General features: G+C 68.1%; 23 protein-coding genes and 1 pseudogene. 14 read left to right on the top strand and 10 right to left on the bottom strand.

Annotated features, from left to right (window positions below; translation table 11 throughout):
* Window position 1: 1 nt before the first annotated feature.
* From JWQ81_RS03645 to JWQ81_RS03630, 4 genes are read right to left on the bottom strand one after another with little or no spacing between them, the layout of a single operon-like run.
* Window positions 2-874, bottom strand: a complete 873-nt coding sequence (locus tag JWQ81_RS03645; protein ID WP_297537419.1) for an ABC transporter permease — start codon at window positions 872-874, stop codon at window positions 2-4.
* A gap of 9 nt (window positions 875-883) precedes the next feature.
* The gene (locus JWQ81_RS03640; RefSeq protein ID WP_297537417.1) at window positions 884-1744 is read right to left on the bottom strand and encodes an ABC transporter permease; all 861 of its coding nucleotides are present in this window, start codon (window positions 1742-1744) and stop codon (window positions 884-886) included.
* Window positions 1741-2139 carry a hypothetical protein gene (locus JWQ81_RS03635; protein WP_297537415.1) on the bottom strand — a complete coding sequence of 133 codons (399 nt, stop codon included), beginning with the start codon at window positions 2137-2139 and terminating at the stop codon, window positions 1741-1743. Before JWQ81_RS03635 ends, JWQ81_RS03640 begins: the two co-directional genes overlap by 4 nt.
* Window positions 2136-2726 carry an RNA polymerase sigma factor gene (locus JWQ81_RS03630; protein ID WP_297537413.1) on the bottom strand — a complete coding sequence of 197 codons (591 nt, stop codon included), beginning with the start codon at window positions 2724-2726 and terminating at the stop codon, window positions 2136-2138. Before JWQ81_RS03630 ends, JWQ81_RS03635 begins: the two co-directional genes overlap by 4 nt.
* A gap of 183 nt (window positions 2727-2909) precedes the next feature.
* On the opposite strand from JWQ81_RS03630, the gene JWQ81_RS03625 reads away from it, so the two are divergent.
* Complete coding sequence (locus JWQ81_RS03625) at window positions 2910-4130, top strand: LuxR C-terminal-related transcriptional regulator (protein WP_297537411.1); 1221 nt, start codon at window positions 2910-2912, stop codon at window positions 4128-4130.
* A 6-nt stretch (window positions 4131-4136) separates the two neighbouring features.
* On the opposite strand, the gene JWQ81_RS03620 is transcribed toward JWQ81_RS03625, so the two are convergent.
* Complete coding sequence (locus JWQ81_RS03620) at window positions 4137-4760, bottom strand: TetR/AcrR family transcriptional regulator (RefSeq protein WP_297537409.1); 624 nt, start codon at window positions 4758-4760, stop codon at window positions 4137-4139.
* Window positions 4761-4835: 75 nt separating this feature from the next.
* On the opposite strand from JWQ81_RS03620, the gene JWQ81_RS03615 reads away from it, so the two are divergent.
* The 4 genes from JWQ81_RS03615 to JWQ81_RS03600 all read left to right on the top strand — a co-directional run bounded on the left by JWQ81_RS03615 (window position 4836) and on the right by JWQ81_RS03600 (window position 8604).
* Window positions 4836-5954 carry a LuxR C-terminal-related transcriptional regulator gene (locus JWQ81_RS03615; protein ID WP_297537407.1) on the top strand — a complete coding sequence of 373 codons (1119 nt, stop codon included), beginning with the start codon at window positions 4836-4838 and terminating at the stop codon, window positions 5952-5954.
* A gap of 81 nt (window positions 5955-6035) precedes the next feature.
* Complete coding sequence (locus JWQ81_RS03610; protein WP_297537405.1) at window positions 6036-7271, top strand: acyl-CoA dehydrogenase family protein; 1236 nt, start codon at window positions 6036-6038, stop codon at window positions 7269-7271.
* A complete protein-coding gene (locus tag JWQ81_RS03605) occupies window positions 7268-8068 on the top strand; it encodes an enoyl-CoA hydratase/isomerase family protein (RefSeq protein ID WP_297537403.1) in 801 nt (266 codons plus the stop codon). Before JWQ81_RS03610 ends, JWQ81_RS03605 begins: the two co-directional genes overlap by 4 nt.
* Before the next feature lie 101 nt (window positions 8069-8169).
* The gene (locus JWQ81_RS03600; protein WP_366942250.1) at window positions 8170-8604 is read left to right on the top strand and encodes a recombinase family protein; all 435 of its coding nucleotides are present in this window, start codon (window positions 8170-8172) and stop codon (window positions 8602-8604) included.
* Window positions 8605-8702: 98 nt separating this feature from the next.
* Here JWQ81_RS03600 and JWQ81_RS03595 read toward each other — a convergent pair whose 3' ends face one another.
* Window positions 8703-9026 carry a fumarylacetoacetate hydrolase family protein gene (locus JWQ81_RS03595; protein WP_366942255.1) on the bottom strand — a complete coding sequence of 108 codons (324 nt, stop codon included), beginning with the start codon at window positions 9024-9026 and terminating at the stop codon, window positions 8703-8705.
* A gap of 196 nt (window positions 9027-9222) precedes the next feature.
* A complete protein-coding gene (locus JWQ81_RS03590) occupies window positions 9223-9459 on the bottom strand; it encodes a hypothetical protein (RefSeq protein ID WP_297537399.1) in 237 nt (78 codons plus the stop codon).
* Between the two features lie 137 nt (window positions 9460-9596).
* Between JWQ81_RS03590 and JWQ81_RS03585 the strand changes: the two genes are divergently transcribed.
* From JWQ81_RS03585 to JWQ81_RS44775, 8 genes and pseudogenes are all read left to right on the top strand, one after another.
* A complete protein-coding gene (locus tag JWQ81_RS03585) occupies window positions 9597-10265 on the top strand; it encodes a TetR/AcrR family transcriptional regulator (RefSeq protein ID WP_297537398.1) in 669 nt (222 codons plus the stop codon).
* A gap of 26 nt (window positions 10266-10291) precedes the next feature.
* A complete protein-coding gene (locus JWQ81_RS03580; RefSeq protein ID WP_297537396.1) occupies window positions 10292-10900 on the top strand; it encodes a TetR/AcrR family transcriptional regulator in 609 nt (202 codons plus the stop codon).
* A 47-nt stretch (window positions 10901-10947) separates the two neighbouring features.
* The gene (locus JWQ81_RS03575) at window positions 10948-11961 is read left to right on the top strand and encodes an alcohol dehydrogenase catalytic domain-containing protein (RefSeq protein ID WP_297537394.1); all 1014 of its coding nucleotides are present in this window, start codon (window positions 10948-10950) and stop codon (window positions 11959-11961) included.
* Between the two features lie 174 nt (window positions 11962-12135).
* Window positions 12136-13599 (top strand): FAD-dependent monooxygenase, encoded by a 1464-nt coding sequence (locus JWQ81_RS03570; protein ID WP_297537392.1) that lies wholly within the window; start codon window positions 12136-12138, stop codon window positions 13597-13599.
* Between the two features lie 27 nt (window positions 13600-13626).
* On the top strand, window positions 13627-14880 hold the full coding sequence (locus tag JWQ81_RS03565; protein ID WP_297537390.1) for an amidohydrolase family protein: 1254 nt from the start codon (window positions 13627-13629) through the stop codon (window positions 14878-14880).
* Entirely contained in the window at window positions 14877-15647 is a 771-nt protein-coding gene (locus JWQ81_RS03560) for an antibiotic biosynthesis monooxygenase (RefSeq protein ID WP_297537388.1), read from the top strand. The genes JWQ81_RS03565 and JWQ81_RS03560 overlap by 4 nt, the downstream gene beginning before the upstream one ends.
* A 295-nt stretch (window positions 15648-15942) precedes the next feature.
* Window positions 15943-17061, top strand: a pseudogene (locus tag JWQ81_RS03555) (amidohydrolase family protein); the annotation flags it as partial.
* Between the two features lie 19 nt (window positions 17062-17080).
* Complete coding sequence (locus tag JWQ81_RS44775) at window positions 17081-17248, top strand: amidohydrolase family protein (RefSeq protein WP_366942249.1); 168 nt, start codon at window positions 17081-17083, stop codon at window positions 17246-17248.
* 373 nt (window positions 17249-17621) lie between these two features.
* On the opposite strand, the gene JWQ81_RS03550 is transcribed toward JWQ81_RS44775, so the two are convergent.
* Together JWQ81_RS03550 and JWQ81_RS03545 are read right to left on the bottom strand one after the other, a co-directional pair.
* Window positions 17622-18233 (bottom strand): TetR/AcrR family transcriptional regulator, encoded by a 612-nt coding sequence (locus tag JWQ81_RS03550; protein ID WP_297537384.1) that lies wholly within the window; start codon window positions 18231-18233, stop codon window positions 17622-17624.
* A gap of 46 nt (window positions 18234-18279) precedes the next feature.
* Window positions 18280-19827 (bottom strand): MBL fold metallo-hydrolase, encoded by a 1548-nt coding sequence (locus JWQ81_RS03545; protein WP_297537382.1) that lies wholly within the window; start codon window positions 19825-19827, stop codon window positions 18280-18282.
* 110 nt (window positions 19828-19937) lie between these two features.
* Here JWQ81_RS03545 and JWQ81_RS03540 point away from each other — a divergent pair, with 110 nt between their 5' ends.
* Window positions 19938-20669, top strand: coding sequence for an FCD domain-containing protein (locus JWQ81_RS03540; protein WP_297537380.1), 732 nt, complete (start codon window positions 19938-19940; stop codon window positions 20667-20669).
* Between the two features lie 4 nt (window positions 20670-20673).
* On the opposite strand, the gene JWQ81_RS03535 is transcribed toward JWQ81_RS03540, so the two are convergent.
* Window positions 20674-22200 (bottom strand): bifunctional 3-(3-hydroxy-phenyl)propionate/3-hydroxycinnamic acid hydroxylase, encoded by a 1527-nt coding sequence (locus JWQ81_RS03535; protein WP_297537379.1) that lies wholly within the window; start codon window positions 22198-22200, stop codon window positions 20674-20676.
* Window positions 22201-22202: the final 2 nt, after the last annotated feature.

The following is a 22202-nucleotide window of genomic DNA, read 5'->3' as shown; positions in this document are numbered from 1 at the left end:
GCTAGTTGGCGATGGGCGCGTTGGGATTGAGTCCCCAGAACAGCTGGGTGGCCAGGACGCCGATCACGTGGATCAGGACCATGTTGAGCATCATCGATTTCGCGGTGTTCGTCCCGACACCGACCGATCCGCCTTTGGCGGTATAGCCGTAGAAGCAGCCTACGAAGACGATCGTCGTCCCCATTGCCATCACTTTTATCATCGAGTACAGGAAATCCAGCGGATTCTGGTAAAGCCAGAAAATGTAGTTGTAACCACCAGAGGAAACGCCGCCGAGCTGCACCACGGTCACCAGGTACATCGACACGTACATCACACCGAGCCCGACGGTGTAGAGGAACGGCATCGCGATCCACGCGGCGATCACGCGGGTCCCCACCAGGTAGCTGCGCGGGTTGACGCCCATGACCTCCATCGCGTCGATCTCGTCGGAGATCCGCATGGAACCGATCTCCGCGACCAGTCCACAGCCGACCTTCGCCGCGAAGATATAGCCCCACATATAGGGCGCCAGTTCGCGGATCGAGCAGAAGGCGTTGAAGATCCCGGAGTAGAGCGGCGCGCCGATCTGCTTGAGGGTGTAGCTCGCTTCCAGGCCGCACACCGTGCCCATGACGAACTGCATCATCCAGATGATCAGCCCGCTCGACAGGATCAAGATCCCGGCCTGGTGCAGCACTTCGGAGCTGTGCTTGCGGACGTCCGGGAATTCCCGGACGGTCTGGCCGGCGAACCGGGCGATCTCACCGCTGGTGGTGACCGCCTGCTTGACACCGCGCCCCGCGCCGCCGAGCGTGACGACGGTGTCCTGTGGTTTCGGGGCGACCGGTGGTGCATCTTCGACCGGTGGTGGCCGGTCCAGCGAAGTCGACATCGCGCGCCCCTACTTGTAGACCTGCATGTCGGGGTTGAGCCCGAGCAGGATCGTGGTGAACACGTAGTTGAAGATCCAGATGGCGGCGAAGGCGATGACCACGGCCTGGTTGACCGCCCGGCCGACACCGATCGGACCACCCTCGACGTGCAGGCCCTTGTAACAGCAGACGACCCCGATCAGCAGGCCGAAGATCGTCGTCTTGAGCACGCTGCCCCACACATCCGTGGTGGTCGCGTTGGCGAAGAAGTTGTTCAGGAAGGCACTGCTGTTCGCGCCCATCACCCAGACCGACGCCATATAGCCGCCCAGCACGCCGAAGACCAGCGCGACGAGGTCGAGCAGGCCGGTCATCAGGGTGATCGCGATGACCCGCGGCAGGATGAGTGTCCTAATTGGATCGATGCCGAGGACTTCCATCGCGTCGATCTCTTCACGGATCCGGCGCGCGCCGAGGTCGGCGGTCATCGCCGTGCCCATCACCCCGGCCACGACCATCGCGTTGATCCACGGCGCGAACTCGCGCACACTCGCCATGATGAAGAACGAGCCAAGGCGCTCGGGGATACCGAAGAGCAGGAAGATGTTGCCGCCCTGCAACCCCGGCGCGCCGAAGCCGAACGCCGTGCACGACACGATCATCGGGATCCAGCACAGCTTGAGGATCTGGAACATCTGGTCGCGGACTTCGCCCCAGTAGCCCAGCGGGTGGCGGATGGCCCGGTAGAGGACGTCCCCGGCGAGCTGCACCATCTCCCCGGCCTGGAGCAGCGGGCGCTGCGCGGTCTTTGTCCACTTGGGAGCTTGGGGGCGGCGGACCCGGATCCGGGTGTCGGGTACCGGCTCGGCGGTCGTGGCCGGTGCGCTCATGCGGTTTTCCTTTGGCGGCGGCGGACATCGGCCCAGCCGGCCGCGGCGCCGATGATCACGGCGGCCGCGAGCGTCATCGAGATCTGGGCGGGGTCGCGCCCGGCGGAGGCCATCAGCACGAGCGGCAGGACCAGCAGGTAGGCGCCGACCGCCGCGACCGCGCCGTGCAGGCCACCGTTGCTCGCCTGGCCCGGTTTGACGGCGGCCACCACGAAGGCGAGAATCGCCGACCCCAGCAGCAGCATCGACCCGCCGAGCTGGGTGTGCATGGCCAGCGCGGGAGCGCCAAGCCCGCCGCAGACGAGCACCATGAACCCCCGCCCGCTGCCGCGGACGGCGGCGACCATGTCGATGGTGTCGATCCACGAGACCTGTTTCATCGGCGTGCGGGTCATGTCCATTCCTCCTTCATCAACAGGGCGAGACGCTGCACCGCGCGGTGCTGGAGCTGGCGGACCGCGGTGGCGGGCCTGCCCATGACGACCGAGGTCTCGGCCACGGACAGTTCGAGAGTGAAACGGAGGTGCACGCAGTCCCGCTGAATCGGCGTAAGCAGCTGTAGGTACTGGGCGAGGTCGGCGACCTGATGGCCGAGGATGACGCTCGCCTCGGGGTCGTCGGTAGCGGTCCGGGTGTCGGAGAGCACGTCGTGTTCGACCGTGACCGTGCGGGAGTAGCGGGAACGGGAGTGGTCGATGACCAGGTTCCGTGCGATGGTGAACAGCAGGGCTCGGACACCGATCCCCCGGTCGGCGAAGGAGTCGATCTTGGTGAACACCCGCAGGAAGGTCTCGCTCGTGAGGTCTTCGGCGTAGGACCGGTCGACCACCCGGCTGTGCACGAAGGCAAGCACCGAATCGGCGTAGCGCTCGTAGAGGACACCGAACGACGCGATCTTTCCGCGCTGCACGTCCCGTACGAGATCCCAGCCGTCAGCGCCGGCAATCACCTCGCCGGGCGTGTCCAGGGTTGCGCTCATCATGGAACTTCCTCCTACCGACGGCCTTGTCGATGCGCAGTGGAGAAATCCTGCGCCTGACCGGGTAGGGGCCACATCTCCCGCCGGGGGGTAGTTACCCCCTCCAAAGGTGGAGTTTGCGGTGACGCGCCGGGGTCGACGACCTACAGTCCGCCACGGCACCAGAACAAGAGAGGGAGGCCCGTTGTGACTACCGAAGGCGCTGGAGACAACGCCGCCGCGGAGGACGGGGAGGAGCACGCCCGGCAGGTGGCCGATCGCATCTACGAGCGGTCGATCTCCGGGCAGGCACTCGGGGAAGTACTCGACGTGCTGGACAAGGCTCACAGCCTGCTCTCGTCCCCGGGTCTACCGCCGCCCACCGAGATCGACGACCTCCCGGCCGCTTCGGCGGCACTCGCCGCGATCTGGGACGACGTCCGCACCGTCGCCTCGGGTGACCGCCGGCCCGGCGACCGCCTGGCCGCGGCCGAGGACCTGGTCCCGTTTCTGATCCAGGTCAGGGAAACCGAGGACGAGGTCCAACGCGAGCGCGCGGTCAGGCAGTCCTCGGCGATGCGCAATGTCCAAGGCGCGCTCAGCCGGTTCCAGCAGAGCGACTCGGTCTCCGATCTGATCGAGTCGACCCCGGCGATCGTGTGCACGCTGGGCTTCGACCGGGCGATCCTGTCGCGGATCCACGAGTCGATGTGGGTCACCGAAGCACTGCACGTCATGGGGGACAAGGAGTGGGCCGAGGAGATTCTCCAAGCAGGCCGCCAGAATCCGGAGAAGCTGGTGCCGGGTCTGTTCGAGACCGAGATCGTCCGGCGGAAGCGGGCGGTCCGGGTGACGAACGTACAGCAGGAATCGCGGGTCCACCGAGCCGTCGCCGATGCCTCCGGCTCACGGAGTTACGTTGCGGCGCCGCTGATGCCGCGCGCCCAGGTAATCGGTTTCCTGCACGCGGACCGCTACTTCCACAAGGGCGAGCTGACCGACTTCGACCGCGATGTACTGTCGATCTTCACCGAGGGCTTCGGGTACGCCCTCGAGCGGGCGATTCTCATGGAACGGCTCGGCGATCTGCGCTCCAAAGTCCTCGACTACAGCGAGGGCCTCAATTCGATCATGAGCGAGAAGGACGGGAGCCTCAGCCTGGGGCCGCTCGACGCCCCCGCGGCGGTGCCGCGCCAGTTCGGCCGGGCCGACGACTGGCCGCCCGAATCCAGGCTCACCCGCCGCGAGGTCGACGTCCTCGAGCTCATGGCCGTCGGCGACACCAACGCGCGGATCGCCAGCAAGCTGGTCATCTCCGAGGGAACCGTGAAGTCCCACGCCAAGCACATCCTGCGCAAGCTCGGCGCCGCCAACCGCGCCGAGGCCGTCTCCATCTGGCACAGCGACAAACGGAAGGCGAGCCGGTGACGCGTCCTAGTCCTGGAGAAGCGCGCGTGCCAGCTCTTTCCACTGCGCGAGATGCGGATCGGACTTCGGGTCCCGGGCGTCGAAGGAGTACGTCAGCGCGACGCCGCGCATGCTGGTCAGCAACTGCTCGCGGACCAGGGGATACCGCTTCCGGGCGATGAACACCGGGCCGAACATCTGGTCCACCACCACTTTGATGGCCACGTACAGCTCCCGCTCGGCGGGCCGCAGCGCGACGCCGAGGTCGTCGTTGTGCCGGGCGGCCATCCAGAGTTCGGTCGCCGCCCAGAAGTACGGCTGCTGATAGGTCGTCCACATCAGCTCGACGGCCTGGTCGACGCGCTTGCCCGTGGCCGCGCCCGCGGTGATGGCTGCCATCGACTGCGTCGCGACGCTCTGGACCCTGCCTGTCGCCAGGTGGTGGGACGCGGCCAAGAGCAGAGCGTCCCGCGACGGGAAGTGGTGGAGCAGCCGGCCGCGGGAGACGCCCGCGCGGGCCTGGATCTCCACCGTCGACGCGCCCTGGTACCCGGATTCGACGAGGCACTCCACCGCCGCGTCGAGGATCCGGGTCCAGCTGTCGATGGTTCGCTGCTCACGCCTGGTGGTCAAGGCCGGGGTCTCTGACACACCGCCGAGCATACTCGTGGTACAAGTCACACCTGACTGTTACACTGCGCCGAATGGCCCAAAGGAGGGCTGCACATGGAGAGCCTTAAGCCGACATCGACATCGACATCGGCCAGCGCCGCAGTGCTCGCGGTGGTTACCCGCGCCGAAGAGCTCTTGGACGTCGACAACCTCCCCTGTTCCGCGGAGATCGACGCGACACCGGGCGCCATCGGCGCACTCGGCTGCGTCTGGGACAACGTCCGAGCCGCGATGCAGGGCGACCAGAAGAGCTTCGACCGCCTCGACGGTGCCCAGGACCTCCTTTCCCTGGCGCTGCAGGCGAAGGACGCCGAAGATCAAGTACGCCGCGAGCAGGAAGTCCGCCAATCCTCCGCGCTGCAGGACGTCCGCGCCGCACTCAGCCGCTTCGAGCAGATCCAGTCAGTGGCGGACCTGATCGAGGCAGTGCCCGCGACGGTGTGCCTGCTGGGCTTCGACCGGGCGATCTTCTCCCGGATCCACGAGGCGATGTGGGTCACCGAGACCCTGCACGTCGAGGGCGACGAGGCCTGGGCCGGCCAGATTCTGCAGGCAGGCCGGGACAATCCCGAGAAGCTGGTGCCGGATCTGTTCGAGACCGAGATCGTGCGCCGCCGCCGGGCGATCCTCGTCACCAACGCGCAGGAGCGCCCGCGCGTCCACCGCGCGGTCTCGGAGTCTTCGCAGTCGCGCACCTATGTCGCGGCCCCGGTGATGCCCCGGTCCCAGGTCATCGGTTTCCTGCACGGCGACCGGTTCTTCCACCCCGGTCCGCTCGACGGCTTCGACCGCGACCTGCTGGCGGTGTTCGCCGAGGGTTTCGGCTACGTCCTGGAACGGTCGATCCTGCTGGACAAGCTGGCCCAGCTGCGCGCGGCGGTGCTCGACCACGGCGACGGCCTGAGCACACTCATGCGGGAAGACGGCGCGAACCAGCAGCGGCTGGCCCGGGTTCCGGCCCAGCCCAGCGACCGGGAGACCATGCTCACGCGGCGTGAAACCGAGATCGTCCGGCTCATGGCCGCCGGCGACACGAACGGCCGAATCGCGAGCAAACTGGTGATCTCCGAGGGCACGGTGAAGTCCCACGCCAAGCACATCCTGCGCAAGCTCGGCGCCGCCAACCGCGCCGAGGCCGTGTCGATCTGGCTGACCCGCGGCCGGGCCCACTGAGACAGTCAGGCTTGACTGTTTGGCGGTCCGAGGGTGACACTGGCCCCTGACAGGCATCGACGCCGTTGAGGAGTCCGCATCTTGAGCCCACTTGCCCCGGCCGACGTGCCCCGCACCCAGGACCACATGTGGCACGACCTCGGTATCCCCGAAGAGATCGTGGCACTGCGCGGAGAAGTCCGCGCCACGGTCACCGAGAAGGTCGCCCCTTACGCCCGCGAGATCGGTTCGCGGGAGGAGAGCGTCGACAGCTTCCCCTGGAAGGCTTTCCGCGGCCTGGCCGATTCCGGCACCTTCGCCATTCCCTTCGGTTCCGACTTCGGTCGCGGCTTGGCACATCCACTGCTGGGCACGTGCACCGCGACCGAAGAGATCGCCTACCACAGCAGCAGCATGGCCGGTGTCTACGACGGCCAGTGCATCCTCGTGCCGAAGGCGCTGTCCTTCGCCTCCGACGAACTCCGCGCGCGGGTGATCCCGGGGCTCATCAGCGGCGAGCTCGTGTTCTCCTTCGCCACCACCGAACCCGACGCCAGCAGCGACCTCTCCGTGGAGTCCATGCGGACCACCGCGACAGAGACAGCCGACAACTTCGTCCTCAATGGACGCAAGCGCTGGATCACCAACAGCGCGGTCGCCGACTGGGCCGCGGTCCTGTGCCGCTCCGGCGGGTCGATGACCATGATCCTGGTCGACCTCAAGCACAGCGACGGCGTCCGCATTGGCAAGCCCGACCTCAAGTTGGGCCACCGCGGCCAGCTGACGTCGGACATCGTCTTCGACAACGTCCTGGTGCCCAAGGGAAACGTCCTCGGCGCGGTCGGCAAAGGACTGTCCGTGTCGCTCGCCTGCCTGACCTACGGCCGGATCGGGATCGCCGCGGCCGGGGTCGGTGTGGCCCAGGCCGCACTCGACCTCGCCGTCGCCCGCCTGCGCAGCCGCCACCTCTTCGGCAAGCCGCTGGGCGCGATGCAGCACTGGCAGTACCGACTCGCCGAACGCGCCACGGAACTCGAGTGCGCCCGGACGCTGTACCAGAAGGCCGCGCTGCGCGTCGACGCCGGCGAGCGCGCCCCCGAACCGGAAGCCGCGATGGCCAAGGCGTACGCGACCAGGCTCGCGGCAGACATGGCCAGAGACGCCATCCAGGTCTACGGCGGCTACGGCTTCGCGCGGGAAGTCTCGGAAACCGGCGAAACCTTCCGCCTCGAAGAGCTCTACCGCGACTCCAAGATCCTGGAGATCTTCGAAGGTGCCAACGAGATCCAGCACTGGCTCGTCGCGCGCCAGTTGATCGGCCGGGACGTGACCGGGTGAGCGGCGCACCAGTCACCCTGGAAGTCGTCGACGAGGTCGCTCGCCTCAAACTCGCCCGCGGCGACCGAAACAACGCGATCGACCTCGACTTCGCCCGGGTCCTGCGTGACACCGTCGACGAACTCGGCACCGGCCGCCAATTCGGCGCCGTCGTCCTCTACGCCGAGGGTGACAACTTCTGCGTCGGCGGCGACCTCCGCAGCTTCGCTGCTGCCCCCGCGCCGAGCGAGTTCATCGCCGAACTCGCAGCCACCATGCACGAGGCCGTCGTCGGCCTGCGAGCACTCGAAACGCCGGTCGTCACCGCCGTCCAAGGCGCCTGCGCCGGCGCCGGCATCGGTCTGGCCCTCGCCGGCGACATCGTCCTCGCAGCCCGCGACGCCCGCTTCCGCGTCTCCTACACCGCCGCGGGCCTCTCCCCCGACTGCGGCGTGTCCTGGGCCCTGACCCGCACCCTCGGCCCCGCCCGAGCCGCCGACCTCATCCTCACCAACCGCCTGATCGATGCTGACCAAGCCGAACGTTGTGGCCTGGTCAGCCGCCTGGCCGACGACGTCGTGGACGAGTCCTTCACCCTGGCCGCGGCCCTGGCAACCGGCGCTCGGGCCGCACAGGCCCACTCGGTCAGGCTGGTCCGCGACGCGGGCACAACCGCGCTCGAACAACACCTCATCGCCGAGGCACACGGAATCTCCTCACTCGCGGCCACTCCCGAAGGCAGTGAAGGCATCTCTTCGTTCCTGGAGAAGCGCCGCCCCAACTTCGCCGCCGCCCGCCGATTCTCCGTGAACTCCTAGACAACGATGTAGCCGCCGGTGCGCGCCGGCCTCGTCGCACAGCCTGCCGGTCTGACTAAACCTGCCTGGCGCAACAGCTACGAAGGCTGACTGGTGCCGTCGTGCTGCGCGGTCACTGGACGCCGGTCGTTTGCTGGACTCAGCGCCATGAACAGAGGCGCTACATCCCCGCACCCTGCTGTCAACGAGCGGTGATCTACCTGCGAATGTCATCGACGAGGCAGGTCGGACGGGGCTGCTACCCGGAGGGCACCTCGATCCCGGTGCAACGCGCCGCGTGCCACCGCAAGGCTGAGCAGCCCGACCTGACGATCGTCGACGAATACGTCGAACCGGGCCGGTCTGCCACCGAGATGACCAGGCGTGCCGCGTTCCCGTCCATGTGTCGGGCGCACTCGACCGCGCTGCCCATGTCGAACAAGTTCGTCGGCGCGGACTCAGGCGGGCGACTGGATGGTTCCGCCAGCAGGCAACGACTGGACAGACCAGATCGTGTGGGACTGCCCCGGACGGCACCAATCAGCAGTTCGTCTTGAGCGATGGCGCGCTCAAGGGTTTCGGCAGCACGCACTGCCTGCAGGCGAACGGATCCGCGCTCGCACTGATTGACCCGCAGGCTGCGCACACCAGCAGTTCACCAACACCGCCGACGCAGCAAACACCCGGTGTTCGGGTTGTGAAACGTTGTTGGCCTAACGTGGCACAACCCGAACACCCACGTACTCGCCGAAGGCCCGTCGGCCTCGTCGGCGGTGACGATCTCCTCGGCGATCGGCAGGAAGCCGTCGGCGCTCTTGCACAGCATGATCTGCAGGTGCTCGCGGATCATCACGTCACGGGCGCTGATGTCGTTGACGACGGTGTAGCCGAACACGTAGTCGAGGTAGTCGGCGGCGGAAATGTGCCGGGCGGTGCGGCCGACGACAACGGCGAGTTCGACCTCGTGCCACCGACGCAGATCAACTGGCTGCGCTCGGGAAGCGGAGTCAGCATCAGGTCGGGCCGTACGGTCACCCCGCCCGCGAGACGGCGATCGAGGTCCGCGACCGCCGCCTCGCCGGCCGCGAGATACTCGCGCAAGTCCGAATATCCTGTGGCCACAATGCCTTCCGCGGTCCGCACACCGAGTCCGGTACGCCGACTGTCCTGATAGGTCACGAAACGCACGGCCGCTCCTGCTCTTCGTCCGTGGTGGTGAGCCGCACGTCGATCACCGGCCCGGGGCCGGCGGTGACCTGGCCCCGCTCCGCCGGGCCGGCGGAGGTGTTCCGGCGGTTGGTAGCCGTCCCCGAAGAAGTTCCGTTGATCAACCCGGCTTCGTGCGGCCTTGCCGCCAGCTCGTGTGGGCTCGCCCGAACGGACAGCGGTGGCGAACTCACAGCCTGCGTCATACGCCTTCCCTTCGTTCGCGCGCCTCACGCTGCTCCGTGAGGCGTCACGCAAACAGGAACGGATGTTTTCGTGTGAGATGAGCATAACTATGACGCGCCTACTTACGCAAGCGAGCGTTCCCGTTTAGGATGAGCCGGTGCCGAGGATTACCGAACAGCGCCGAGCCGAGCGCAGGCGTCAGATCTTGACCTGCGCGTGGACCTGCTTCTCCCGCAACGGGTTCCACGCGACGTCGATGGACGACATCATCGCCGCGACCGGCATGTCCGCCAGCGGGGTCTACCGGTACTTCAGCGGCAAGGACGAGCTGATCGATGCGGCAGGCGAAGAGTCCATGGCCGTCTTCCGCGCGCTGTTCGACCGACTGCGGAACACCGAGCCCGTGCCCGACGTCGCCACCACGATCGCCACCATCGTGGAACCGGTGGACGGCAGCCTTGGCAACGGTGTTGACAACACAGGGGAATACGACCTGTCCAGGGTGGCGATCCAGGCCTGGTCGGAGGCGCTGCGCCAACCGCAGCTGCGCGAGCGCACCGGCGATTTCTACCGCGAGATGCGATCCCAGCTGACCGCACTCGCCCGCCGCTGGCAGCACGCGGGCCTGCTCGCGCCGCAGGCGAGCCCGGAAGCCGTCGGGATCGCGCTGGCGACGTTCATGCCGGGAATGCTGGTCGCCCGGCACACCGCGGACCGGGTGAGCACCGAACAGGTGCTGGCCGGCCTGCGTGGACTGGCCGGCATCGACCAGTCCACGGCCCGGCGGCTGAGCGCACAGGCTCACAGGAAGTCACTCAAGCCTTAACGATCGTTCCTGTTTAGGATGGCGACATGCCCCGTCTCAGCACCGAGCTCCGCGACCAGCGCCGCCGGCACGTCCTGACCAGCGCCTGGTCGTGCTTCTCCCGTGACGGGTTCCACGCAACGTCCATGGACGACATCATCGCAGCCACCGGCATGTCCTCCAGTGCCGTCTACCGCTACTTCCGCAGTAAGGACGAGCTGATCGAGGCCTCGGCGGAGGAGGTGCTCACCCTGCTGAGCGCCTTCTTCGCCCGGATGCTCAACACCGAACCGACGCCGGCCCCCGCCGACGTCCTCGCCGGACTGCTCGGCGAACTGGCGAACCGGACGGCCGGACTCGACTACGACCTGTCGAAGATCGCCATGCATTCCTGGGCCGAGGCGCTGCGCCGGCCCGCGGTGGCCGAACAGACCAGCGCCTTCTACCGGGGCGTACACGGCCATCTGACCGGACTCGCCGTCCGCTGGCGGACCGCCGGGCACCTGCCGGCCGACACGGACCCGGACGACGTGGCGACGGTACTGGTCTCGCTGATGCCGGGACTGATCGTCAACCAGCACCTGGTCGACCCGGTTCCGGCCGAACAGCTCATCTCCGGTCTCGCCGCGCTGGGCACGGCCGCCGGGACGAACTGACCGCGCGCGCACCGGTCGTCGATCCCCTAACCCGGAGGTATCACGACATGACCGACATGACTGCCGCACTGCTGAAGGAATTCGGCACTTCCTTTGCCCTGACCCGCCTCGCGCGACCCCGACCGGGTCCGGGCGAGGCATTGATCCGGGTCCGGGCCGCCGGCCTGTGCGGCACCGATCTCAAGGTGGCCGGCGGGAAGATGCGGCCCGGCCTGGCACTGCCCGCGGTGATCGGGCACGAGATCGCCGGTGAGGTGGTGTCCACATCGGACGGTGCACTCCCACCCGGCACCCGCGTGGCTTGCCACCCCTATCTCACTTGTGGACGGTGCGCGTCGTGCGCGCGGGGAAACACCAACACCTGCGCCCACATCGCCCTAGTCGGACTCGACCGGCAAGGTGGCCTCGCCGAGTATCTCGCCGTCCCGGAGACCAGCCTGATCCCCTTCGCCGAGCACACGAGTTTCGCAGCGGCCGCCGTCAGCATGGACGCGGTCGCCACGACCTGGCACGCGCTACACGGACGTGGCCGGCTCAAGGCGGGCGAACGCGTCATCGTGATCGGCGCGGGCGGACTGGGACTCAACGGCGTCCAGATCGCGGCCGGCGCGGGGGCGAAGGTCGCCGTCGTCGACCGCAACCCGCATCGCCGGGAAGTCGCGCTGGCCGACGGCGCGGACCGCGTAGTGGCCTTCGACGACACCGCTTCCCTGCGGGAATGGTCGGCCGAAGGCGCGGACCTGATCCTGGAGGCGACCGGCAGCCGGGCGGGTTTCGACACAGCGGTATCCCTGCTCGCCGATGGCGGACGCGTTGTGTGCTGCGGGTACACCCCGGGGCTCAAGTTCGGGATGGACTCCACCGGCCTGGCCGGTCGTGAACTGAGCGTGGTCGGCTCGCGTGGTTCGACCTTCGCGGACGCGGCCGCCGCGCTGGCGGCCGTCGATCGTGGCGACGTCCGCCCCCGCATCGACTCGGAGTACCGCCTCGACCAGGTCGACGACGCCTTCGCCCGGCTCGGCTCGCGCCAGGCGCTGGGCCGCGTCGTGATCGTGCTCTGACCAACCTCCGCGGCCACTGCGGGACGTCCGTCACCCTACGGACTACAAAAGGGAACGATCGTTTGCCTTAGCCTTTCTTCGGTGCTACGTTGTCCTTGAAATAGGAACGAGCGTTTCCATTAAGGCGATGTGGCCTGTGCCCTCGCCGCAGACCGACACTTCCAGGAGGCCGCCATGGCGCCGTCATCCATCACCCCGGCCCTGCCCACCACGACCGACGTGCTCATCGTCGGCGCGGGCCCGGCCGGCCTGGCACTGGCAGCCAGCCTCCGCCAGCTGGGCGTGGACCACGTCCTGATCGATCGTTACGACGAAGTCCAGCCCGGCAGCAAAGCCGCCGCGATCCAGCCACGAGCACTGGAGTACCTCGACCGGATCGGGGTGGCCGACCGGCTGATCCAGGCCGGCGACCGTGGCCGGGGCTTCCGGCTGCACGACCGGACGCAGACTTTGCTCAGCGCGTCCTACGACAATCTGGACACGCCCTACCCCTTTGTGCTGCTGATCTCCCAGCAGACCACCGAAACACACCTGCTCGCCCACCTCGAGGAACTGGGCGGCATGGCCCACAGAGGACACAAGTTCCTCGGCTACACCCCTGACTTCCCGGGTGTTGCTGCCACGATCGCCGGGCCGGACGGCGTGCTGCGCTCGATCTCGGCCCGTTACCTGGTCGGCTGCGACGGCGTCCACAGCGCGGTGCGCACAGCGACCGGAATCGGCTTCCCCGGCAACGCACCCGAGCAGCTGTTCGCCATCGCCGACATCCGGGTGAACTCGGCTTCGGGCGCCGTGCCCAAGGAAGACACCACGTTTTTCCTGTCCGCGGCGGGAATGCTGCTCGTCTCCCCACTGGCCGGCGGCCTGCACCGCATAGTCGGCCCGGCGCAGAGCCCGGCCGCCCCGACCGCGGCCGAGGTCGGGCGGCTGCTTACCGAACGAGGCCCGCGCTCTGACGACATCGAGGTGACTGAGGTCGTGTCGGCCTCGAACTACCGCATCCAAGAGCGGGTGGCCGAACGTTTCAGCGAGGGCCCGGTCTTCCTGGCCGGCGACGCCGCCCATACCCACAGCCCGGCCGGCGGGCAGGGCATGAACACCGGCATCCAGGACGCCGGCAATCTGGCGTGGAAACTGCACGCTGTCCTCACCGGACTGGCACCCGTGGCGCTGCTGGACACTTATCACGACGAGCGGCACCCGATCGCGGCCGGACTGGTCGCGTTCACCAGCCAGTTCGCCAAACTGGCCAACCTGCGCGACCCGGCTGAAGGCGAACTGCGCAACCGCGTCTTCGCCGCCGCCGCGACCGCTCCGGGCGTCACCGAATGGATCACGACGAAGCTCGCCCAGCTCGACCTCGGCTACACCAGCGAACCCGACCGCGGCCTCCCCCGCGTCGGCGCCCGCGTATCACCGAACGCGGTCCCCGCCACCGGCCTGCACTGGACCCTGGCCCTCGACCAACCGGACCACACCGGCGAGCACGGCGTGCTGGCCGTCCGCCACGTTCCCGGCCTCGAGTCGCCGCTGCTGGTGCGGCCCGACGGCTACCTGGCCGCGTACGGCGTCGCGAGCGAGCCGGAGAAGGTGCTCGACCAGCTGTCGTCGCACCTGCCGATGAACCCCACCCGATAACTCCACCGAGCACTGGAGGACACGGCCATGGCCAGTCCCACCCTCATTCGCCAGGTCGCCGTTTTCGACGGCAGACAACGACTTCCCGGACAGGACGTCCTGATTGACGGCGGCCTGATCGCCGCGACCGGCCCGAATCTGGCCGGCCCGCCGGGCGCCATCGTCGTTGACGGCACCGGCAAGACCCTGTTGCCCGGCCTGATCGACGCCCACGTCCACACCACCAGCGCCACCCAGCTGCGCCAGTCACTGGTCTTCGGAGTCACCACCGAACTCGACATGGGCGGCGAACCCGAACTGTCCCGCCGGCTGCGTGCTGTTGCCCGCGAGCGCGACGACGTCGCCGACCTCCGCATCGCCACCACCGGGGCCACCGCGCCCGGCGGCCATCCCCACCAACTGGTCGAGATCGGCATGCTCAAGCCCTTTCCCACCGTCGAGGGCCCAGACCACGCGGCGCATTTCGTGGCGGACCGGGTCGCCGACGGCGCCGACCACCTCAAGATCTTCATCGAGGACGGCACGGTGGCCGGGAAGCCCATGCCGACCATGTCCGACGAGACAGTGATTGCTCTCGTCGAGGCGGCCCATGCACACGGGTTGCGCACCGCGGCCCACACCTGGACCCGCGGCGCGGTGCGGCAGGCGATCGCCTGCGGCGTCGACATCCTGGCGCATCCGCCGTCGGACGGACCGTCCGACCAGGAACTGATCGAAGCCGTGGCGGCCGCGGGCAGCACCGTGGTGTCGACCCTGCCACCACTGGCCGGGATGAGCACGTCCTCCCCCGAGTTCGACCTGGCGCGGGATCCGAGGCTTCGGCCGTACGCCGATCCGGAGTGGCTGGCCGGCCTCGACCGCATCCGCGCGATCGACCCCGGCAGCCGGATGGGACCGCTGGGAGTGCGCACCTCCGACGCCGCCGACGCGTCCATGCGGATGTTCCGGCTCGGAGTCCCGCTGCTGGCCGGCACGGACGGCACCGGCGGGGACCATCCGACCACCCACGGCATCAGCTACCACGGCGAACTCGGCCTGCTGGTCGCGGCCGGCCTCACCCCGGCCGAGGCACTGATCGCGGCGACCGCGGCCCCGGCCGACGCCTTCGGTCTCGACGACCGGGGCCGCATCGCCGCCGGACTGCGCGCCGATCTGGTACTGGTCAACGGAAATCCGCTCGACGACATCACAGTATTGCGCGACATCACCACGATCTGGCGGAACGGCACCACCGTCGACCGCTCCGCCTGCCCTTCCGAACAGGAGCTGATCCGATCATGAGTAACCTGGAAACCCCGGCCCACCACGGCATCCACCACATCAAGCTGCCGGTCACCGACCTGGAACGCAGCACCCGGTGGTACAGCGAGGTCCTCGGCGCCCGGCGACTGACCGAACTGGACCACCGCCGGCCCGACGGCACCCTCTTCGCGGTGATCCTCGACGTCCCCGGCATCGACGGCAAAGTCGAACTGCGATTGGACCCGGCGACCGCCGTCGCGCTGAAGGGCTACGACTTCCTCACCCTCACCATCGAGGACCGCCCGGCGCTGGACGCCTGGACCGCCCACCTGGACGCCCTCGGTGTCCCGCACTCGCCGGCCATCGTCGCGATGGTGGGCTGGCTGCTGGTGGTCACCGACCCCGACGGGCAGCGGCTGCGGTTCTACACCCGGCAACCCCACGGGCTCGGCCAATCCGCCGTCGAGTTCGAGTCGCCCTGGCTCGGCGCCGGCCCCCTCGCACCGGAGCAGGACACCACCGTTTGCGCGGTCGCCACGATGAAAGCGCTCCCCGGCCACGCGGACGAGGTACGCGCGCTGATGCGCTCGGTGGCACAAGACACCCGCCAGGAGGACGACTGCCTGGCCTACCTGGTGCACCAAGCCAAGGACGCGCCCGACACCGTCGTGGTCTATGAACGCTGGGCAAGTCCGGCCGCGCTCGCTGCGCACCACAAGACCGCGCACATGGACGCCTTCAAGAAGGCCGCCGGTTCCCTCGTGGAATGGCCGCCGCGGCAGGAAATGCTCACCTCCTGCGACTGACCACCCCACCGGTCTGCCGGCCGGACGCGGCTCCGGCCGGCAGCCTCCGCCTCCTCGGCTGATATTTGCACTCCAGTGCCAATCTGCACTAATGGTGCAACACGGGCGAGGTCCACCTTCTGGCTTTGAACACCGACCTAGCAGAACCGGGAGCAGCAGAGCATGAACCCTCGCGCAGGCAGCCGAGTCCGGGACCGTCGGGCCGAGAGCGCGGGCGTTCGCGGTCCGCGACGGCCGGATCATCGCCGTCGGGGCCGATGCCGACGTCGACGACCTGATCGGCGCCGACACCCAGGTGGTCGACGCCGCAGGAGGGATGATCATGCCCGGCCTGGTCGACGCGCACTCCCATCTGGGCTTCGGTGGGCAGCAGTCAGCCTGGGAGCTGACCCTGCCCCCAGCGGCGGATCTACCGCAGATACTGCGCGCGGTGGCCGACCAGGCCGGTGAGATCGGCCCCGACGACTGGGTCGTCGGTGGCACCGTCATAAGCCCGGTGTTCCAGTCGATCGCGACCCGGAAAGCACTCGCCGCCCTGGACGAGGCCGCGCGCGGACGGCCCGTCCTGCTGCGGGACGACTCGCTGCACAACCGCTGGGTCAACTCCCGCGCCCTGCAGATCATGGGGGTCGATGCCACCACCGAGGACCCGGCGGACGGTCGATACGTGCGCGACACGGAAGGCGTCCTCGTCGGCCAACTACTCGAAGCACCGTCGACAGCAGCGGAGCTGGCGGTACGCCGCAGCATGCCGGACGCGCACGCGAGAGACCTGGTGTCCGCCCGAACGGCGGTGTCGATCTTCAACTCGGTCGGCGTCACCGCGACCCAGGACGCCGCCACCATGGGAGCCTGGCTGGACGTGTTCGTCGAACTCGACCAAGCCGGTGCCCTCGACGCGTGGATCGTGGGATCATTGCCGGCCCGAGAGTTCGTCGAGTCCGGACCGGTCGGCGTGGCCTTGTTCGACACCGCCGGGCAACGGCGCTCCGCCCATGTGCGCCCGGACTTCGTCAAGGCTGTTCTCGACGGAGTGCCGATGACCCGCACGTCGAAGTTCCTGGAGCCCTACAAGCCTGATCCGTGGGCACCGTCGGCTCATCAATGCGCATTCTCCGGCCACGGCCTGTTCAGCGACGGCGAACTGCTCGACGTGCTCGACGCGGCGGTCTCCCGTGGCCTGCATGTCAAACTGCACGCGACCGCGGACGGCACCGTGCGGCAGGCGCTCGACGCCGTGGCAACCATGCGCGAGCGGCACGGCCACAGCGCGGTGTTCCACATCGCCCACCCGGAGTTCGTCGACGCCGATGACGTGGCCCGGTTCCGTGAGCTGGACGTGGTGGCCGACGCCTCCCCCGTGCTGTGGTTCCCGAATCCGATGAACGACATCATCGCCATGCAGCGCCCACACCGTCAATCCCGCGCGCGCGATGGGTCTCGGACAGGAGATCGGGCGCATCAAGGCCGGGTTCTCCGCCGACTTCATCACGCCGGACCGCGACATCTTCGAGATCCCGGTGGAACAGATCCACGCGACGCGTGTGCGGCAGACCTGGTTCGCCGGCCGCCGCGTGTACGACGAGGATGAGGACCTGTGAGGACCTGTGGTGGCCGTCGTGGGTGATGCCGCAGTTTCATGAAGTGCACCCGGCCCGAAAACACCATATAGGCCACACTGGTTACTTTTTGCACAACAAAGGAGTGAGTATCACCGAGTGATTTGCCTTTGATTTCTGCCCGCGACACCTACGGATACCTGCCCTATGGCCTGACCTACCCTGGCTGCTGCAATATCAACAAGAACTATCTGGTTTCCACCGATCTGGAGTTCGCCACCGCCGACCATTCCCTCACTGTGTTCGCGGCCGCACTCGCTTTCGGCCCGGTGACGACCTTGGTGAACAACCTCGGCGGGAGCACGTCCAGATCTTCACCGACCCGCGTTTCGAGCATCCGCCGGTCAGCGTTTCCTTACCGCTGGCTGCTCGCGATTCCGTCCAGAATCAGGTCCAACTTGACGCGCAAGGTGTCGCCGAGGTCGATGGCAGTAGCTTCGCCGGCGAAAACCCATCGCTGCAAGGTGTCGGCGTAGCAACCGGTGAGCACTTCGCCGATGACGCCGGCACGCACCCGGACCGTGAATTCTCCCCCCTGCTGGCCCAGTTCAACGGTTTTCTCCAGGGCCGCGAACACCGGCAAGGGCTCCTCGACGGCTTCCATTTCGGCGAGCCTGCCGGTCACGATGACCCGCGCCAGCACCGGATCATCGGTATTGACCTTAGCCAGTGCGTCGAACTGCCGGATCAGCCGTTCCCTCGCCGGCAGGTCGGCCAGCGCGTCGTCGTCGAACATCGACGCCAGGCGTTCACGGCGGCGGTCGCTCCAGATGTCGAGGATGTCCCGCTTGCGCGGGAAATGGTTGAACAGTGTCCGCCGTGCCGTGTCCGCGTTCGCCGCGATCTGGTCCATGGTCGTCGCGCGGTAGCCCCCACCGGCGAACAGATCCAGCGCGGCCGCCTCGATGCGTGCACGCACCTCACGCCGGCGGCGGTCGCGGCGGTCTTCTGGCACTGGCTGATCCATGCGCGACACATCCTGGGAGTAGGGGACTGACACTACCGAAACCTGTTCAGGAGGCCGGTACGCCGGGGAAGGTACTGGGGCCGGTCCACTCGTCGCGGGGAACGCGCAGAGCGTTCAGTACGAAAGCCACTTCGTGGTAGTGGCCGACCAGGATGACGAGTTCGATGAGCTGACGTTCGTCATAGTGCGCCGCCAATTCTTGCCACGTGACCTCGGTGACTGTGGACATCGCGTGCAGTTCGTCCACACAGCGAAGCAGCGCCCTCTGCGCGGAGGACCAGCCGAAGTCTCCGGGTCCATTGACGATCCTGGCGAGGTCCGATTCGCTGAGACCGGCGGCGCGGGCGACCGGGGCGTGCTGATCCCACTCGTAGCGTGATCCGCAGCGCAGCGCGGTTCGCAGGGTGACAAGTTCACGGTCCGCCGCCGGAAGTACGCCGTTGGTGACCCGCATGGCCAGCGGCAGCCAGTCTTCGAGGAGGTCCGGGTGTTTCACCAGCACGGAGAACAGGTTGAGCGGCGGATGGTCCGCGAGCCGCCGGGTGAGTTCGCCGTCCGACCGCGGTAGACGGAGCAGGTCCGACGCGCGGTCGTCGCGCTCCGCGGCCCGCAACGGAGTGATCCGCGACTGTTGCTGCGAACCGTTGGCGAGACCCGCTTCCTCGGCAAGGATCGCTTCGAACGGAATCCGGGGTGCTTCGTCCAGGTGGTGGTACATCGTGGCGACGGTGACGGCGACCCGTTCGGGCGATCCCCAGTTCCAGCGGTCCACGGGGATGTCGGCGGCCGCTTCCCGCCGGGGCATCCCGGCCTCGTAACGGCGGGTCGCCTCCGTGCCGAGGTAGTCCAGGTACCCGCGAAACTCGGCGATCCCGTTCAAGTCCATCAGCGGGCCATGCCCGGGAACGACCACTCGCGGACGCAGGTCTTCCATGGTGCGGCAGGCGGCGATCCAGTTTTCGATCGGGCCGCCCCACATGACCGGGTGGATACCGGAGAACAACAGGTCGCCGGAGTACAGAACCTCGTCCTCGGGGACCCAGACGAAGGTGTCGCCTTCGGTGTGCGCGGCTCCGACGTCGACAAGGCGGGCGGTGAGGTCGCCGACCTCGATGTCGAGGATTCCGGTGAAGGTGCGGCTCGGTGCCGGCAGTGCGATGTCGTCGAACGCGAAGTCGGTGTTCAGCTCGTGCAGGTAGCGCCGCAGCGCCGAGTCCCGGTCGTCGGCCAGTAGCCGGCGCCAGGGTTCGGGCTGATGGCCGTGCGCCATCTCGTGTGCGGTGTGCTCGGAGACGGTGATGGCGGCCTCGCCGAAGAGCTGGTTTCCCCAGCAGTGGTCCGGGTCCGCGTGGGTGTTGACGACTGTCGTGATCTCGACGCCGGGTGTGGCGAGGGCGAGCGAGTCCCGCATGTATTGGGCGTGGGGCAGGTCGAACAGTGTGTCGATCTGCAGCCCGTGGCCTTGGGCGGTCACCAGGCCCGCGTTCGCTTTGCCCCAGCCGCCGTCCGGTTCGAGCCAGGTCCAGGTGTGCTCGCCGATCCGGTGCCAGCCGCGGCTGAAGGGAACCTGTCCTACGTCGTTGTTCGTTGTCATGGCCTTCTCCCGTTCACTGAGGTGCACTGTAGTGCTAAATTGCACTACAGTGCACCTGATGGCGCTAGTGGGTAAATATCCATATTCGACATATCTGATATACTCGGTCCATGTCGGAAGCCGCTGACCTCGCCTATGACATGCCGCGGCGTGAATCCCGCGCGGAATCGACCGCGCAGGCCGTCGAACGCCGAATCGTCCAAGACCGGCTCGAACCCGGTGTACGACTCGGGACCCGGCGGGAACTCGGTGAGCTGCTGGGGGTCGCGCCGCAAACGGTGAGCGAAGCGATCAAGCTACTGGAGGACCGCGGCCGGGTGGTCACCAAAACCGGGCCCCGCGGCGGCGTCTTCGTGGCCGAACCCGCGGTCGGTGTCCGGCTCGCGCGCAGCATGATGGCGGTGTCCGGCTCGGAAAACCAGGTCGTCGAAGCCTTGGAGGTGCGCGACATCCTGGAGAGCGCGGTGATCGTCCATGCCGCCCAGGCGGCACACCGCGCGCCCGAGCTCGACGGAATGCTCCAGGCACTGGACCGCATGCGGGCGGCGACGGACACCGCGGAGTTCTACCGCCGCAACCTCGAATTCCACGCCGAGATCGCCGAGCTGTGCGACAACGAGATGCTCCGCACGTTGTATCGCGGCCTGCTGGAGATCGTCCAGTCCAGTGCACCCAAGCTGACGCCGTTGCCCGGCCAAGATCCACAGAAGCTGCGCGACGGCCGGGCGAAGGTCCACGCGGACATCGCCGACGCGATCGTCCGTGGCGACGTGACGGCCGCGCGGTCTGCGGCGCGGGCACACGCCAAACACGGTCGCGCCGTCGTCGCCCGGCGGCCCTGACCGGTCAGCCGGAGCACGGAAAGTACGTGCACGCGGCCCGGATCATCGCCGTCGCCGCCTCGGCCGAATCCGTCGTGCCGTGCACGTACCGGTCCGGCCGCACAACCGCGAACCGCGCGCCGTGCCGAGTGAACCAGTCGCCGACCAGCTCGTCGCGGATGACGAGATGACCGGTGCCGGGATCGTCGACGGCCACGAGCGGAACCCCGGACCGGTCTGCGACAGCCCGGATCTCGGACACCGCATCACCACGTGCCACCACCACGACACGCGGCGGCAGGACGTCGTCGAACATCCCCAGCCGCTCCTCCCGGTCGAACACCGCCGGCTGCGGAAAGAGCTCCCCCGCCCCGGGCGTGTCCGCGAATAAGCCGCCGGTGAGCGGTGGCATGCCTTGGAACGTCGTCCGGGGCAGCTCCCCTGAACGCGCCGCGCGCCGCATCCGGGCGTCACGCTCGTGTGCTTCGGCCGGGTCGAGCACGCAGATCTCCCGCCCGGCGGCGACGGCCATGCCGATGATGCGTTCGACATGCGGTCGCCGCTCGGCCTCATAACTGTCCAGCAGCGGCCCTCCCGGTCCCCCGGCCTGGACAGCAGCGACCTTGCCGACCAGATTCTGGACGTCGCGCAGGCCGTGGCACAGCCCTTGGCCGAGGAACGGCGGAGTCTGATGTGCGGCGTCCCCCGCGAGGAACACGCGACCACGTCGCCAGCTCTCGGCGATCAGGGAATGGAATCGGTAGACCGACGCGCGGATGATCTCGACCTCGTCCATGCCGACCCAGGGGGCGAGCAGGTCCCGGATGCGCTCCGGACGCTGCAGCTCCTCCGGGGTCTCCCCCGGCAGCAGCATGAACTCCCAGCGATGGTGCCGGCCAGGGCCGGGGACTCGCGTCGCCGGCCGAGTCGGATCGCAGAACATCTCCGACTCGTCCGGCCGGCCGATCTCGCGGGCACAACTCAGATCCACCACGAGCCACGGCTCGTCGAAATCGCCGTCCACCAAACGGATTCCGCTGCTGGTTCGCACGAAGCTCGCGGCTCCGTCCGCCCCGATCAGGTACCGCGCGGACAGCGTGCTCACCTCGCCGCTGGCAGGGTCGCGGATGGTCACCGTGACGTGGTCGTCGTGCTGCTCGACCGCCACGGCTTCGACACCGAGCCGGAGATCGACGTCGTCGAATCGGGCAAGCCCCGCGCGCAGGACCGCCTCAAGCTTCGGTTGGTAGAACAGGTAGTGCGCGTCCCAGCCGTAAGGCCGATCGCTGGGCCAGTCGTGTACCCGGATCGGCTCCCCGTCAGCCCCGTAGAAGGTGCTGCGTTTCCACACCCGGACGTCCGGCAGCAGCTCACCGGCCAACCCGGTCTGCTGCAGGATCCGCATGATGTGCGCGTCGAAGTGGATCGCGCGGGGCAGGTCGAACACAGCGGGAGCGCGGTCGAGGACGACCGCGGTGAGCCTGGCGCGACCGGCCAGGTTGCCGGCCATCGCGCCGACCGGCCCGCCTCCGATGACGATGAGATCCAACACCG

Source organism: Amycolatopsis sp. (genome assembly GCF_025464955.1).
Lineage (GTDB): Bacteria > Actinomycetota > Actinomycetes > Mycobacteriales > Pseudonocardiaceae > Amycolatopsis.
The sequence above is the reverse complement of the archived record's forward strand: the minus strand, read 5'-3'. Positions and strand labels throughout refer to the sequence as shown.